Source organism: Pseudomonas sp. RIT411 (assembly GCF_003057735.2).
Lineage (GTDB): Bacteria > Pseudomonadota > Gammaproteobacteria > Pseudomonadales > Pseudomonadaceae > Chryseomonas > Chryseomonas oryzihabitans.
In genome coordinates, this window is sequence record NZ_QBIZ02000006.1 from 230,239 (window position 1) to 244,812 (window position 14,574).

The 14,574-nt window shown below is 67.5% G+C and carries 13 protein-coding genes; 10 read left to right on the forward strand and 3 right to left on the reverse strand.

Annotated features, from left to right (window positions below; all coding sequences use genetic code 11):
- Nucleotides 1-76: 76 nt before the first annotated feature.
- On the reverse strand, nucleotides 77-280 hold the full coding sequence (locus tag DBY63_RS11545) for a hypothetical protein (protein ID WP_007162186.1): 204 nt from the start codon (nucleotides 278-280) through the stop codon (nucleotides 77-79).
- Nucleotides 281-445: 165 nt separating this feature from the next.
- Between DBY63_RS11545 and DBY63_RS11550 the strand changes: the two genes are divergently transcribed.
- The 5 genes from DBY63_RS11550 to DBY63_RS11570 all read left to right on the forward strand — a co-directional run bounded on the left by DBY63_RS11550 (nucleotide 446) and on the right by DBY63_RS11570 (nucleotide 7,357).
- Nucleotides 446-808: a hypothetical protein gene (locus DBY63_RS11550; protein ID WP_108581972.1), complete on the forward strand. Its 363-nt coding sequence runs from the start codon at nucleotides 446-448 to the stop codon at nucleotides 806-808.
- A 117-nt stretch (nucleotides 809-925) separates the two neighbouring features.
- Complete coding sequence (locus DBY63_RS11555) at nucleotides 926-1,711, forward strand: sulfite exporter TauE/SafE family protein (RefSeq protein WP_027597679.1); 786 nt, start codon at nucleotides 926-928, stop codon at nucleotides 1,709-1,711.
- A gap of 142 nt (nucleotides 1,712-1,853) precedes the next feature.
- Nucleotides 1,854-4,328, forward strand: coding sequence for a PAS domain S-box protein (locus tag DBY63_RS11560; protein WP_058790831.1), 2,475 nt, complete (start codon nucleotides 1,854-1,856; stop codon nucleotides 4,326-4,328).
- On the forward strand, nucleotides 4,325-5,794 hold the full coding sequence (locus DBY63_RS11565) for a chemotaxis protein CheW (protein WP_108581973.1): 1,470 nt from the start codon (nucleotides 4,325-4,327) through the stop codon (nucleotides 5,792-5,794). Before DBY63_RS11560 ends, DBY63_RS11565 begins: the two co-directional genes overlap by 4 nt.
- A gap of 249 nt (nucleotides 5,795-6,043) precedes the next feature.
- Complete coding sequence (locus DBY63_RS11570; protein ID WP_108581974.1) at nucleotides 6,044-7,357, forward strand: PAS domain-containing methyl-accepting chemotaxis protein; 1,314 nt, start codon at nucleotides 6,044-6,046, stop codon at nucleotides 7,355-7,357.
- A 2-nt stretch (nucleotides 7,358-7,359) separates the two neighbouring features.
- On the opposite strand, the gene DBY63_RS11575 is transcribed toward DBY63_RS11570, so the two are convergent.
- A complete protein-coding gene (locus DBY63_RS11575) occupies nucleotides 7,360-7,965 on the reverse strand; it encodes a histidine phosphatase family protein (protein ID WP_177411445.1) in 606 nt (201 codons plus the stop codon).
- 5 nt (nucleotides 7,966-7,970) lie between these two features.
- A complete protein-coding gene (locus DBY63_RS11580) occupies nucleotides 7,971-9,143 on the reverse strand; it encodes a GAF domain-containing protein (RefSeq protein ID WP_108581976.1) in 1,173 nt (390 codons plus the stop codon).
- Nucleotides 9,144-9,737: 594 nt separating this feature from the next.
- Between DBY63_RS11580 and tyrS the strand changes: the two genes are divergently transcribed.
- The 5 genes from tyrS to DBY63_RS11605 all read left to right on the forward strand — a co-directional run bounded on the left by tyrS (nucleotide 9,738) and on the right by DBY63_RS11605 (nucleotide 14,531).
- Entirely contained in the window at nucleotides 9,738-10,982 is a 1,245-nt protein-coding gene (gene tyrS, locus DBY63_RS11585) for a tyrosine--tRNA ligase (RefSeq protein WP_027601247.1), read from the forward strand.
- 10 nt (nucleotides 10,983-10,992) lie between these two features.
- Nucleotides 10,993-11,670: an SDR family NAD(P)-dependent oxidoreductase gene (locus DBY63_RS11590; RefSeq protein ID WP_108581977.1), complete on the forward strand. Its 678-nt coding sequence runs from the start codon at nucleotides 10,993-10,995 to the stop codon at nucleotides 11,668-11,670.
- A gap of 98 nt (nucleotides 11,671-11,768) precedes the next feature.
- On the forward strand, nucleotides 11,769-12,536 hold the full coding sequence (locus tag DBY63_RS11595) for an SDR family NAD(P)-dependent oxidoreductase (protein WP_108581978.1): 768 nt from the start codon (nucleotides 11,769-11,771) through the stop codon (nucleotides 12,534-12,536).
- 10 nt (nucleotides 12,537-12,546) lie between these two features.
- A complete protein-coding gene (locus DBY63_RS11600) occupies nucleotides 12,547-13,731 on the forward strand; it encodes an acetyl-CoA C-acyltransferase (protein WP_108581979.1) in 1,185 nt (394 codons plus the stop codon).
- Between the two features lie 14 nt (nucleotides 13,732-13,745).
- Complete coding sequence (locus DBY63_RS11605) at nucleotides 13,746-14,531, forward strand: enoyl-CoA hydratase (protein WP_007162199.1); 786 nt, start codon at nucleotides 13,746-13,748, stop codon at nucleotides 14,529-14,531.
- Nucleotides 14,532-14,574 lie beyond the last annotated feature (43 nt).

Here is a 14,574-nt window from a genome sequence, read left to right on the forward strand (position 1 = left end):
GCTGGGCTCCAGAAGGTAGATGCCGCTACAGATAGCAACCGCGCGTTACAGCGCGACGACACCGGTCGCATCAAGGCTAGCTGTTCGCCCAGTTCAGCCAGAGCGTCTGTTCTTCGCTGAGCTGACCCACTTCGCGCAGCGCCTGTTCCAGGTCTTCGCGAACCCGGCGCTTGAGATCGGCGTTGAGATCGACCTGGGCGCTCTCCGCCAGCCGATCGGCGAGCGAGAGATCCGCACTGAGCTGGCGCAGGCGGGGCCCGATGAAATCCTTCTGCTGCATGAGCCGCTCCTATCTCCTGACGCTTCGGAGTGTGGCATGGGGGAGCTTCGACTGAACACAGGTGGGAAAAATATTGTCTGACTTGATTGGTCAAAAGTCGGACTTTCGGCAGCTCATGTCGTTTTCAGGTCCGAGATGTCAGCTTTATAGAGGGAAGAACAGATCATGAGCGGGAATTCGACGCGCAAGTTGCTGGTGCTGACCGCAGGTTTCGGCCTGCTGGTGATCGCCGCGGTGGCCACTACCCATCGCAGCGACTCGACCGGCAGCGAGCCGGCCGTGGTGGCCACCACCACGCCGCCGGTAGCGGCCCATGCACCCACCACGGGTACCCATCCCGTCGCCGACGAACACAAGCAGGATCTCGCGAGCTTCCTGGCCCAGGCGGCCCTGACGCCGTGCGGGTCCACCCTGCCAGCGACCATCACCGACCCTGCCTGTCGCGCCGCCATCGAAACCCATGCGCGGCGCGCCGGCTATGGCGACGACGAGGTGGCGGCCTATCTGAATGCCCACCAGGACCGATGATCCCCTGGTTTAGCGTTTTCGGTTATAAGCAAAGACTCTTTTCATATAGGTCGGCATAACCTGAGTGGTTATCCTGTGCGGCCGCAAGATGAGCCGACAACGGCAATTGGGGCTGTAATGGAAGTAGGGTCGATGGGCTTCGTGGTCGCGGGGCTGGTGGTTGGCTTCATCGTCGGCATGACAGGGGTGGGCGGTGGCTCGCTGATGACGCCCATCCTGCTCTGGTTCGGGATCAATCCGGCCGCAGCGGTGGGGACCGATCTGCTCTATGCCGCCATCACCAAGGCGGGCGGCGTCTTCGTCCACCAGCGCAATAGCAACATCGACTGGAAGGTGACCGGTTGGCTGGCCGCCGGCAGCGTGCCCGCGGCGGCCCTGACGCTGCTCGCCCTGGCCCTGCTACCCGGTGATCAGCAGGCGACCAATACACTGATCAAGCATGCCCTCGGCATCGTGTTGCTGCTGACGGCCCTGGCCATCCTGTTCAAAAAGCAGATTTTCGTCTTTGCCAGCCGCCATGCCGGCGACAGATTCCACCTGAGCGCTGGGCGGCTCAATGCCCTGACGGTCCTGACCGGCGCGGTACTGGGCTTCATGGTGACCCTGACCTCCATCGGCGCGGGTGCCCTGGGTACGGTGGCGCTCTTTCTGCTCTATCCGCTGATGGCGACGCGGCGTCTGGTCGGCACCGAGATCGCCCATGCGGTCCCCCTGACACTGGTGGCAGGGCTGGGACACGCCGGCCTGGGCAATCTAGACTGGCATGTCCTGGGCTTTCTGTTGCTGGGTTCGCTGCCGGGCATCTTCCTGGGCAGTCATCTCTCCGGACGGGTACCGGACGCTGTCCTGCGGCCCTGCCTGGCGGTCATGCTGCTGGTCATAGGCACCAAGCTGGTGGTCTGAACCTAGATGGAAAACTTAAGGTCGTTCATCGGACGACTACTGGCGATCCGCTAGTGCAAAACATCTCTAGGATAGGCGGTATTAAAACTGTTATCGCGATTGCCGATAACCTGATCGCCGAGTCCTTTCCTGGAGCTGTCCCATGTCCTCCGCCACTGCCGAATTCGCCGCTGTTGACGATGCCTCTGCCTATCACGTGCTGCGCCAGGCGCTGGACCGCTCCCTGGCGGTGATCGAATTCGATCTGCAGGGCAATGTGCTGCACGCCAACGACAACTTCCTGGAGACCTTCGGCTATCGTCTCGAGGAGATCAGTGGGCGGCATCACCGGCTGTTCTGCCCGCCCGGGGTAGCGGAAAGCGACGACTATCAGGACTTCTGGGCAACGCTGGGGCGCGGCGAATTCCATAGCGGCGTCTATCGCCGCAGGCACAAGGACGGCAGCCTGAAGTGGATCCGCGCCACCTACAATCCGTTGCTGGATGCGCAAGGGCGCCCGCAGCGCATCATCAAGTTCGCCACCGACATTACCGAGGCGCGCCTGCAGGCGGTCGAGTACGAGGGCAAGATCGAGGCCATCCATCGTTCCCAGGCGGTGATCGAATTCGATCTGCAGGGCAACGTGCTCTGGGCCAACGACAATTTCCTTGGCATGACCGGCTATGCGCTGGACGAGCTGCGCGGGCGTCATCACAGCCTGATGTGCCCGGCCGACTATGCGCGTTCGGCGGAATACGCCCTGCTGTGGAATCGCCTGGGGCAGGGCGTTTTCGATACCGGCGTCTACAAGCGCATCCGCCGCGATGGCCGGCCGATCTGGATCCAGGCCACCTACAACCCCATCCTCGACAGCGACGGTCGGCCCTACAAGGTGGTGAAGTTCGCCACCGATGTCACCGATGCGCAACTGCAGGCCGCGGAGTTCGAAGGCAAGATGGCCGCCATCGATCGTGCCCAGGCGGTGATCGAATTCGATCTGCACGGCAATATCCTGACCGCCAACGAGAATTTCCTGTCGGCCATGGGTTACAGCCTGGACGAGGTGCGCGGCAAGCATCACCGGATCTTCTGCGAACCCGAGCACGCCCGCTCGCCGGGCTATCGGCTGTTCTGGGAGAAGCTCGGCCGCGGCGACTTCGATACCGGGCTGTACAAGAGACGCGCCAGCGACGGCCGCCAGGTGTGGATCCAGGCCACCTACAACCCCATCCTCGATGCCGAGGGCAAGCCCTACAAGGTGGTCAAGTTCGCCAGCGACGTCACCGAGAGTCAGCTGCGCAACAGCGACTACGAAGGCAAGGTGGCGGCCATCGACCGCTCCCAGGCCATCGCCGAATTCTCCCTCGACGGCACGGTAATCACCGCCAACCGCAACTTCCTGCTGGCCCTGGGTTACCAGGCCGATGAAGTGGTGGGCAAGCATCACCGCATCTTCTGTCCCGACGACTATGCCCGTTCCGCGGAGTACCGGCTGTTCTGGGATAAATTGGCGCGGGGCGAATTCGACGCCGGGGTGTACAAGAGACGCAACAGCCGGGGCGAGGAGATCTGGATCCAGGCCACCTACAACCCGATCTTCGACGCCGACGGCAAGCCGTGCAAGGTGGTGAAGTTCGCCGTGGACATCACCGAGAGCCAGATTCGCAACAGCGACTATGCGGGCAAGGTGGCGGCCGTCGACCGCGGCCAGGCGGTGATCGAATTCGACCTGACCGGCAAGATCCTCGAAGCCAACCGCAACTTCCTGGCGACCCTGGGTTATCGCCTGGAAGAGATCCGCGGGCAGCATCACCGCATCTTCTGCGAGGCGGAACACGTCGCCTCCGGCGAATACCGCGAGTTCTGGGCGCGGCTGGCCCAGGGCGAGGTGTTTGGCGGACGCTTCATGCGGCTGAGCAAGTTCGGCCAGCGCATCTGGATCCAGGCCACCTACAACCCCATCTTCGACGCCGACGGTCAGGTGCACAAGGTGGTGAAGTTCGCCACCGATATCACGCGCCAGGTGGAGCTGGAGCAGCACCTGCGGCAGAAGATCGAGCAGATGAATCTCTCGCTGCATGCCCTGACCCGCTCCATCAACCAGATCGCCGAGACCACCGACGACGCCAACCGCATGGCTCGACGCACCCTGGAGGAAGCCGAGCGCGGCTCCCTGACCCTGGGCCGCTCGCTGGACGCCATGGAGGCCATAGGCACCACCGCCGGGGGCATCCAGGACATCGTTCAGGTGATCAGCGACATCGCCAACCAGACCAACATGCTGGCCTTCAACGCCGCCATCGAGGCGGCCCGCGCCGGCGAACACGGACTGGGCTTCTCGGTGGTGGCCGACGAGGTGCGCAAGCTGGCCGAGAAGTCGTCCCAGGCGACCAAGGAGATCAACAAGCTGATCCTGGAGTCGGTCAAGAGCATCGCCCAGGGCAGCGAGATCTCGCGCAGCGTGGGCGAGGCCTTTGGCCTGATCGCCGAAGGGGTGGGCAAGACCCAGCAGTCCATCGAGGCCATCAACGGCTCCACCGCGGCCCAGCTCGAGGATGCGGCGCGGGTCAATCAACTGATCCAGGAGCTGGACGCGGCCACCACGCTCACGCCGGTGACCGGGGGAGCGCGATCGTGACCGCGATCCAGGGCGTCGTGCGGATCGGCGAACTGGAAGTCGCCCTGTCCGCCCAGGCCCTGGAACGCGTGGTGCCCTGGCCGGAGCGCCTGGCCCCTCATCCGAGTCCGGTGCCCTGGCTGCTCGGCCTCTTCGAGCTGGGCGGCCAGCCGCTGCCGCTGGTGGACGGTCATCGCCTGCTGGGGCTGCCGGCGGGCGAGGGCGAGCGGCGGATCGCCGTGATCCGCCAGGGCGGTGGACGCTTCGGCCTGGCCATCGATGGCGTGGTGGATCTCCTCGGTCTGGCGGATGACGTCATCGTACGGTTGCATGGGGCGCCTGGACGCCTGCTGGGGCGGGTGTACCTGCGCCCGGACAGCGGTCGGCTGGTGCACCTGCTGGACCTGGACGCCCTGGCCGCCTTGCCGGGCTTCGAGGTCAGTGCCGACGTGCCGTCGACGCGGCAGCAGGTTGCCCGCGGCAAGGAAGGGGAGCGCCTCTATCTGCTGTTCGAGTGCGACGGGCGCCGCCTGTGCCTGGACGCGGCGGTGGTGCAGGAGCTGGTGGATCGACCGCAACTGACCCCCAGCGAATTCGCCAGCGACAGCTGTCGCCACCAGGTGCAGCTGCGGGGCCAGGCCCTGCCGGTGCTGGAGCTGTCCGAGCTGCTCGGCCTGGCCACGCCGGCGAACGGTCACCATGAGCAGCTGCTGGTGCTGGCGGCGGGCGACCAGGGTCAGTATCGGGTCGCCTTCGGCTTCCAGCGGCTGCTCGGCATGTGGCGCCGGGATCCGGCGCAATGCGCGCCACTGCTGGGCTTTGGCCTGGAGCAGCCGGGGCTGTTGCGTGGGGTATTCAGCGCCGCTGATGGCGAGGCGGCGATCGTGATCGATCACCTGGCCCTGGGGTGCCAGGAGGCGGCGGTCGCCTATGCGCGGATCTATCGCACCGATCGCGACCTGTTGCGCGAAGAGCGCCGCCAGGTGCGACGTCAGCCGTGCCTGACCTTTCTCGCCGAACTGCTGTTCGCCGTACCGCTGGAGCAGGTGGCCGAGGTCCTGCCGCTGCCGGCGCACTTCCTGCGCCTCGGTCAGCGGGATCCGCGGCTGCTGGGGGTGATGGAGGTCCGCGGCCAGCAGATCACCCTGGTGTGCCTGCGCACCCTCGCCGGCGCGGTGGCGGTCGCGCCCGGCCCCGGCGATCAGGTGATCGTGGTGGAGGGGCAGCGCCAGCGCCTGGGCTTCGTGGTGCAGCGGGTGGAAGCCATCGAGGCCTTTACCGAATTGCGCGCCGATGCCCTGACGCGCAGCTGGCAACTGCCCGGGGAGGGCGGCGCGGTGCCGGCGCAGCGGGCGCAGAGCTGGGTAGGGGTAGGGGCTCCGGGCAACAGTCGCCAGGCGACCCTGATCGACCTCGGCGCCCTGGCGCGGCGCCTGGAAGGCCAGCCACGCCAGACCCTGCCGGAGCCCTTGGTCGCGGCGATCTGACCTACCGCCTGTCGCTTCGCTGAGCGGTCGGGTAACGGATCGCCGGCACTCTGGTCCGGCCCCGCCGGACGTCATCATCGAAGCGGCAGCGGCAGGCTAGAGCCGCTCGGGTTTTCCCTCCAATGTCAGGCCGGGCGCGCGATCGGCGCTGTTGTTGCCGGCTCGGGAGCCAGGCGTTCATCAGCACCCGGTCAAGAAATCCCGCGGCGCGTCGAACCAGAGAAAGACACAACTTTCCTGGGTGATCCCATGTTCAACGCCGCACTCAAACGTCGCATCGCCGATCTCGAAGCCGAACTGTCCGAGCACCGCCAGGTGAGCGCGGCCTTCCATCAGGATTCGCTGCATCTGCTGCTGGACGCCCAGGGCCGGATCGAGGATTTCAACGAGAACTTCGCGCTCTGCCTAGGCTACGCCCCCGGCAGTCTGACCGGGCGCAATCTGGACGACATCATTCCGGACTACGTGAAGAAGCTGGTCTGCTACGGCGACCTGAAACGCAGCTTCAGCGAAGGCCGCCAGGCCAGTGGCATCTATCGGCTGCTGCGCGGAACGGGCGGCGTCGCCTGGCTCTATGCGATCTGGACGCCAGTGCGCGATAGCCAGGGCCAGGTCAAGCAGATCCGCTGCTATGCCTATGACCGTACCGAGCAGGTGGAGACCTCCACGGAACACTCGGGCATCATCAATGCGCTGCTGAGATCCACCGCGGTGATCGAATTCAACCTGGCCGGCGAGGTGCTGACCGCCAATGAGCGCTTCCTGCAGGGCATGGGCTATTCGCTGGCGCAGATCGTCGGCAAGCACCACCGGATGTTCTGCACCCGTGAAGAGGCCGAATCGGCCGACTATCGCGCCTTCTGGGAACGGCTCAATCGCGGCGACTACGTGGCCAGCCGCTTCAAGCGCATCGACAGCCATGGCCGTACCGTCTGGCTGGAAGCCTCATACAACCCGGTACTCAACACCCGTGGCGAGCTGTACAAGGTCATCAAGTTCGCCACCGTCATCACCGATCAGGTGGAACAGGAACTGGCGGTGGCCGAGGCCGCGCGGGTCGCCTTCGACATCTCCCAGACCACCGACGAAAGCGCCCGCCAGGGCGCGGCGGTGGTGCAGGACACGGTCGCGGTGATGACCCGCATCGCCGACGAGATCCAGGTCGCCGCCAATGGCATCGAGGACCTCGGCAAGCAGTCGCTGGTGATCAGCGCCATCGTCAAGACCATCAGCGGCATCGCCGAGCAGACCAATCTGCTGGCGCTCAACGCCGCCATCGAAGCCGCCCGGGCCGGCGAGCAGGGGCGCGGCTTCGCGGTGGTGGCGGACGAGGTCCGGCAACTGGCCGGGCGCACCAGCAAGGCCACCGAGGAGATCGTCGGCGTGGTGCAGCAGAACCAGCAACTGGCGCAGACGGCGGTCAGCAACATGGCCGCCAGTCGCCAGCAGGCGGAGCAGGGGCTGCACCTCGCCAGCAACGCCGGGGTGCGCATCACCGAGATCCAGGAGGGCGCCCGCCAGGTGGTGGGCGCGGTCAGCCAGTTCGCCCGCCGGCTGAGTTAAGGCTAGGCGTCCCAGCCGGGGGCGCTGTACCACGCATAACCGGCCGCATCCAGCTCCAGCCAGCGGCCCTGGTGGATGACCATCCGGGTCGCCACCTCCGGGCTGGCCAGGCCGATGGCCACCAGCAGGCTGCGGATCAGGGCGCCATGGGCCACCAGCAGGGTGGGACCCTGGAGTTCCTCCAGCAGGGGGCGCACCCGTTCGGCGGCATCGGCATAGCTTTCGCCACCGGGCACCCTAAAGGTATAGGGCTCGGCCATGCGCTGGGCGTGCTGCTCGGGATAGCGCTGGGCGATGGTCGGCATGTCCAGGCCTTCCCAGTCGCCAAAGGCCTTTTCCGCCAGACGCGCATCGCGGCCCAGGCTGAGTGGCGCACCGGGCAGCTGCGCCAGGATCAGATCGAGGGTTTCGCTGGCGCGTTGCAGCGGACTGCTCAGGCAGGTGAAGCGAGAGACGTCGAGGCGCTCGCGCAGGGCCAGGCCCACGGCCTCGGCCTGGGCCCGGCCACGGGCGTTGAGCGGTATGTCCTGGCGACCCTGCAGGCGGCCGCTGGCATTCCAGTCGGTTTCGCCGTGACGGATCACCAGCAAGGGAGCGGGGAAGGGCAAGGGCATCAGTCCAGGGCAGTGGGTAGGGTGAGGATGAAGCGCAGACGGCCGTTTTCCTGGCGCGCGACCAGGCTGCCGCCATGGCCGCGGGCGACTTCCTGGGCGAGGTAGAGGCTCAACTCCAGGCGGGCGGGCTGTTCAGGCGTGGCCTCGGTCAGCGCCGGCTGGAACACCTGGCTGAGGCTGCCGGGATCCACCACGGCGGTGCGGCTTTCCACGGCGAGGCGATAGCAGCGTTCGTCGAGCTCGCCGCGCAGCAGCAGGGTGCCGCCGGCAGGATTGCGGGACGCGACCCACTCCAGCAGCGCGCCCATGGCCTGCAGCAGGCGCGGCAGGTCGAGGCGCACCGCGGCGGGTAACTCCGGCAGCTCGCTGCCTAGGGTCTGGTCGGGAAAACGGGCCTGCAGCGTGGCGAGCAGGTTGGTCAGACGCTCGTTGACGCCCTCCACCAAGGTCAGTTTCAGCGGCAGGCCGTGGCCGAGACGCACACGGACGAAATCGGCGGCCGCAGCGCTGCGTTCGGCCAGGCGCCGGGCCTCGGCCTGCCAGGGCTCGGCTTGTGCGGCGCTCGTGGGCAGGTCCTGCGCGGCCAGCGCCTGGAGCGGACGCTGCAGGTCTTCTTCCAGCAGCACCAGCAGTTGCTCGCGCAGCGGTGTGAGATCGAGGTCGCCACGCGCGCCGGGGCTCGCCTCGCGACGCTGTTCTTCCCGGGCGAGCAATTCCCCCAGCAGACGGGCGAAGCCGTCCAGGGTGTCGATCACCGGGCGCTGTTCCAGCCGCGGTGCGGGCTGGGGATCGAAGGCGCACAGCGTGCCGAAGAAGGTGCCATTGGGCCGGAACACCGGGACCGACAGATAGCTCTTCCAGCCATAGAGGCCGGGCGCCGGATGGTCGCAGTAAGTAGGGTTCTGGGTCACATCGCTGATGATCACGGCGTCGTGGGAGGAGCGCACGTGATTGCACAGGGTAGATTCGAGATCCAGTTCGGCGCCGGGTTGCAGGCCGAAGGCGATGCGATCCTCCACCGCGCAGGCGATCCAGCGCTGCTCGGTGACCTCGGCCACGGTGGCGACCCCGAGGCCGCTGATGTCGCAGACCACGCGCAGGAGCGCCGCGACGGAATCCAGGGACGTCAGCAGCTCGATGCTTTCGACGGTGCTGGAGGGTTGGCTGGGCATGGCGCGGTAGTTCTCTTACGGACAGGGCCTGAACGCTAGGCCAAGAGACGGCGGAGAGCAACCGTCAGGCCGCAGAGCCAACCGCCAGGCCGATGCCGGCTAGCCGATCAGATCGGTGGCGTAGGCCAGCACCGTGAGGCAGAGCAGCAGCAAAAGCAGGTTGGCCGGGGTAATGCTTTTCATCGGGGAGATCCTCTCACGCAAGGGCTGTTCCTTGTCCAGGTACGCCTGGGACTGTCATGCCGGTGCTGGGGATCTCGGGGGGTGGAGCGGGTAGGTTCATCTCTGCGTCTCGATACTGCTGGCAAAGGACAGGACTCGGAACGCCACTGTCGCCGTTCGTTCAGCCGCCGGCAGAGGAGGTGCGACATCTGGTCGAAGCGGCAGTGCGAGCGGTTCGCAGTTGCCAAGCGGCGGGCGAGTGGGTAGCGTGGCGCCCCATGCGAACCTTCCTTTGCCCCATCAGCGCCTATTACTCCTACCTGACCAATATCGGGTGGTAGGTACTGCGCTGCATGACCGAACCGCCCAGGGCGGCTCGGTCAAGGCAACTTCTCCCGGTCTCCCAGGCACCGTCCAGCCACAGGAGACCCCATGGACAGCACCACGCAAGACCTGCTCGCCACCCTCGAAGCCCGCGGCTTCGTCCATCAGACCACTGACCGTGACGGCCTCGCCCGCGCCTTTGCCAGCGGCCCGGTGACCGGCTATCTCGGCTTCGACGCCACCGCCGACAGTCTCCACGTCGGCCATCTGCAGGGCCTGATGCTGATGCGCTGGCTGCAGCGCGCCGGCCATCCCATCCTGCTGCTGATCGGCGGCGCCACCACCCGCATCGGCGATCCCAGCTTTCGCGACAGCAGCCGTCCGGTGCTCACCGACGGCCAGATCGCCCTGAACATGGCCGGTATCGCCAAGGCCTTCCACCGCTACCTGGAGGTCGGCGATGGCCACGGTCGCGCCCAGGTGGTGGACAACGCCGAATGGCTCGACGGCCTCGGCTATCTGAATTTCCTCGGCGCCGTGGGTCGGCACTTTTCCATCAATCGACTGCTGACCTTCGATGCCATTAGGAATCGCCTTGATCGCGAGCACTCGCTGTCCTTCGAGGAATTCGGCTACACCCTGCTGCAGGCCTACGACTTCGTCGAGTTGTCGCGGCGCTATGGCTGCACCCTGCAACTGGGCGGCGCGGACCAGTGGGCCAACATCATCAATGGCGTGGAGCTGTCACGCCGGCAGGGTGGCCCTCAGCTCCATGGCCTGACCATGCCGTTGCTGGCCACCCGTGACGGCCGCAAGATGGGCAAGTCGGCCCAGGGCGCGGTCTGGCTCAACGAGGAGCGGCTGTCGGCCTTCGACTTCTGGCAATTCTGGCGCAACTGCGACGATGCCGACGTCGAGCGTTTCCTGGCGCTGTTTACCGAGCTGCCGCTGGACGAGGTACGGCGGCTGGCGGCCTTGGGCGGCGCGGAGATCAATCTGGCCAAGACCGTGCTGGCCAACGAGGCGACCCGCCTGGCCCACGGCGAGCAGGCCCAGCGTGCGGCCGAGGCGGCGGCCGCCGAGGTCTTCGCCGACCGGGACGGCGGTGGTCGCTTGCCGACGCTCGCTCTGAGTCGCCGGCAGCTCGATGGGGGTGTCAGCCTGGTCGAGCTGCTAGTGCAGACCGGTGTGCAGCCGTCGCGCAGTGCGGTCCGCCGACTGGCGGAAGGCGGTGGCCTTCGCCTGGACGAACTGCCCGTATCCGATCCCGATGTGCGGCTCACGGCGGGCGACGTCGGTCGACGGGTAAGTCTGGGCAAGAAGCGGCATCTGCGCATCACAGCGGTGGACTGAGGAGAAGGCGATGAAGGTCTGGGTGATAGGCGCCTCGCGGGGCATAGGACTGGGGCTGGTCGAGCGCTACCTGGGTCGTGGCGACCAGGTGCTGGCGCTGGTACGAACACCGAATGCGGCGCTGGACGCCCTGGCGGCGACCACCGCGGGACGGCTGCGGGTGGTGACCGGCGATCTCTGCGATCCCGAGCTGGGCACGCGACTACTGAGCGAAAGCCGCGATGAGTCGCTGGATCGGCTGATCGTCAATGCCGGCATCATGGGGCCGCACGAGGTGGAGGGGCAGCGGGCGACCCCCGCGGAGCTGGGCGAGCTGTTCCTGACCAATGCCGTGGCGCCGCTGCGGCTGCTGGAGGCCCTGGCGCCGCGGATGGCTGCGGCGGGAGTGGCGGCCTGCTTGAGTTCGCAGATGGGCAGCGTCAGCCTGGCACGGGCCGCCGACATGCCGCTCTATGGCGCCAGCAAGGCGGCGCTCAATAGCCTGCTGCAAAGCTGGGTCGCCGGGCAGCAACCGGCCTTCGCCGTGCTTGCGCTGCACCCAGGTTGGGTGCGTACCGCCTTGGGCGGGGTAGGCGCGCCGGTCGAGGTGGCCGCTAGCGTTGCCGGTCTGGTAGCGACGATCGAGGCACGGGCCGGCCAGCGCGGCTGTGCCTTTCTCGACTACCAAGGCCAGGCCCTGCCCTGGTAAGCAGGGGGCCGGATCGCTCAGTGCGGCTGAGCGATCCGGCCCTTGTCCGACCTCTGTCGAGGATCGAAGATGAGTCCATCATCCTGGAGAGCCCGCCCATGCGCATCGACGAGCACACCTTTCTGGTAACCGGCGCCGGATCCGGCCTTGGCGCCGCCACCGCCGCGGCGCTGATCGCGGCAGGCGCCCGGGTGGCACTGCTGGATCTGCAGGCCGACGCCGTGCAGGCCCAGGCCGAACGCCTCGGCGACCGGGCCCTGGCGCTCGCCGTGGACGTGACCGATGCCGAGGCCCTGAGCGCTACCATGGATACCGTCCTGGCCCGCTGGGGCGGTCTGCAGGGGGCAATCAACTGCGCCGGCATCGTTGGCGGCGCACGCATCCTCGGGCGCAACGGCCCCCACGATCTCGCCGCCTTCGCGCGCATCATCAACGTCAACCTGGTGGGCAGCTTCAATGTGCTGCGCCTGGCCGCCGCGGCCATGGCCCAGGGCGAGGCCGATGCCGGCGGCGAACGCGGCGTGATCATCAACACCGCCTCCATCGCCGCCTTCGACGGCCAGATCGGCCAGGCCGCCTATGCCGCCTCCAAGGGGGGCGTCGCCGCGCTCACCCTGCCGGCGGCGCGCGAACTGGCCGGGCAGGGCATCCGGGTCATGACCATAGCGCCGGGCGTCTTCGAGACGCCCATGATGGCCGGCATGACCCCCGAGGTGCGCGAGGCCCTGGCCGCCAACGTGCCCTTTCCGCCGCGCCTCGGTCGCGGCGAGGAATTCGCCGCCCTGGTCCGCCACATCATCGAGAATCCCATGCTCAACGGCGAGGTGATCCGTCTCGACGGTGCGCTGCGCATGGCCCCGCGCTAGGAGAGTTGTCATGAACGATCCCATTGTTATCGTCGCCGCCGCTCGCACCCCCATGGGCGCCCTGGGCGGCGAACTGGCGGCGCTGTCGGCGCCACAGCTGGGCAGCGCCGTGATCCGCACCGTGCTGGAGCGGGGCGGTTGGTCGCCGGAGCGGGTCGACGAGGTGCTCATGGGCTGCGTGCTGCCAGCCGGCCTCGGCCAGGCACCGGCCCGCCAGGCGGCCCTTGGCGCCGGCCTGGACCAGAGCACACGCTGCACCACCCTGAACAAGATGTGCGGTTCGGGCATGCAGGCGGCCATCCTCGGCCATGACCTGCTGCGCGCCGGCAGTGCCGAGGTGGTGGTGGCGGGCGGCATGGAAAGCATGAGTCGCGCGCCCTATCTGCTGGAAAAGGCCCGCAGCGGCTACCGCCTCGGCCACGGCGCCCTGATCGACAGCATGTTTCTCGACGGCCTGGAAGACGCCTATGAGCCCGGGCGTCTGATGGGCACCTTCGCCGAGGATTGCGCGGCGCGCCTGGGTATCGGCCGCGAGCGCCAGGATGCCTATGCCCAGCAGTCCCTCGCCCGGGCGCGCCAGGCGCAGGCCAGCGGCGCCTTCGTCGCCGAGATCGTCGCGGTGGAGGTGGCGGGGCGCAAGGAAACCCTGAGCATCGACACCGATGAACAACCGCGCCGCGCCGATCCGGCACGCATTCCCACCCTCAAGCCGGCTTTTCGCGAAGGCGGTACCGTCACCGCGGCCAACGCCAGCTCCATCTCGGATGGCGCCGCGGCATTGCTGCTGATGCGCGCCAGCACGGCGGCGCGCGAAGGCCTGACGCCGCTGGCGACGATCCGTGGCCATGCCGCCCATGCCGGCGCGCCGGGCGACTTTCCCACCGCGCCCATCGGCGCCATCCGCACCCTGCTCGCGCGCATCGACTGGCAGCTGAACGACGTCGACCTGTTCGAGATCAACGAAGCCTTCGCCGTGGTGGCACTGGCCGCCCAGGATGCCCTGGGGCTGGACCCGGAGCGCCTGAACGTGCACGGTGGCGCCTGTGCCCTGGGCCATCCCATCGGCGCCTCCGGCGCGCGGATCCTGGTGACCCTGATCCAGGCGCTGCGCCAGCGCGGTCTGCGCCGGGGCGTGGCCGCCATCTGCATCGGCGGCGGCGAGGCCACGGCCATGGCGCTGGAACTCAACGACTAGACAAGGACAAGACCATGAGCGAACCCTCTGCCGAATCGACCCTGCTGCTGGAGATCGAGGCGCGCGTCGCCCTCATCACCCTCAACCGCCCCAAGGCGCTCAACGCCCTCAATGCCCAGCTGCTCCACGAGCTGGATGCCATGCTGGCGCGCCTGGACGCCGATCCCGAGGTCGGTTGCGTGGTGCTCACCGGCTCGGCCAAGGCCTTCGCCGCCGGCGCCGACATCAAGGAAATGGCCGGGCAGGGCTATCCGCAGATCTACCTGGACGACTATTTCCGCGTCGCCGACCGCATCGCCGAGCGGCGCAAGCCGCTGATCGCCGCTGTGGCCGGCTACGCCCTGGGTGGTGGCTGCGAACTGGCGTTGCTGTGCGACTTCATCTATGCCGCCGACACCGCGCGCTTCGGCCTGCCGGAGATCACCCTGGGCGTCATTCCCGGCATCGGCGGTACCCAGCGTCTGACCCGCGCCCTGGGCAAGGCCAAGGCCATGGAACTGTGCCTGACCGGACGCCAGCTGCCCGCCGCCGAAGCCGAGCGCGCCGGCTTGGTCGCCCAGGTGTTTCCCGCCGACGAATTGCTGGAGCGCACCCTGGAAGCCGCCCGCGGCATCGCCAGTCGCTCGCTGCCGGCGACCCTGCTGCTCAAGGAGAGCGTCAATCGCGCCTTCGAGACCAGCCTGGCCGAGGGTATCCGCTTCGAGCGCCGGGTCTTCCATTCGCTGTTCGCCAGCGCCGACCAGAAGGAAGGCATGGCCGCCTTCGTCGAGAAGCGGCCGGCGAAGTTCGAGCATCGTTGAGCGCTCCCGGCGCCTCTCGGAGGCGCTAGACTGGCCGTTTCCG

Bases quoted from the DNA above. Each gene is read 5' to 3' on its own strand.
- DBY63_RS11545 (WP_007162186.1), bottom strand. From the start codon at position 280: ATGCAGCAGAAGGATTTCATCGGGCCCCGCCTGCGCCAGCTCAGTGCG.
- DBY63_RS11550 (WP_108581972.1), top strand. From the start codon at position 446: ATGAGCGGGAATTCGACGCGCAAGTTGCTGGTGCTGACCGCAGGTTTC.
- DBY63_RS11555 (WP_027597679.1), top strand. From the start codon at position 926: ATGGAAGTAGGGTCGATGGGCTTCGTGGTCGCGGGGCTGGTGGTTGGC.
- DBY63_RS11560 (WP_058790831.1), top strand. From the start codon at position 1,854: ATGTCCTCCGCCACTGCCGAATTCGCCGCTGTTGACGATGCCTCTGCC.
- DBY63_RS11570 (WP_108581974.1), top strand. From the start codon at position 6,044: ATGTTCAACGCCGCACTCAAACGTCGCATCGCCGATCTCGAAGCCGAA.
- DBY63_RS11580 (WP_108581976.1), bottom strand. From the start codon at position 9,143: ATGCCCAGCCAACCCTCCAGCACCGTCGAAAGCATCGAGCTGCTGACG.
- tyrS (WP_027601247.1), top strand. From the start codon at position 9,738: ATGGACAGCACCACGCAAGACCTGCTCGCCACCCTCGAAGCCCGCGGC.
- DBY63_RS11590 (WP_108581977.1), top strand. From the start codon at position 10,993: ATGAAGGTCTGGGTGATAGGCGCCTCGCGGGGCATAGGACTGGGGCTG.
- DBY63_RS11595 (WP_108581978.1), top strand. From the start codon at position 11,769: ATGCGCATCGACGAGCACACCTTTCTGGTAACCGGCGCCGGATCCGGC.
- DBY63_RS11600 (WP_108581979.1), top strand. From the start codon at position 12,547: ATGAACGATCCCATTGTTATCGTCGCCGCCGCTCGCACCCCCATGGGC.
- DBY63_RS11605 (WP_007162199.1), top strand. From the start codon at position 13,746: ATGAGCGAACCCTCTGCCGAATCGACCCTGCTGCTGGAGATCGAGGCG.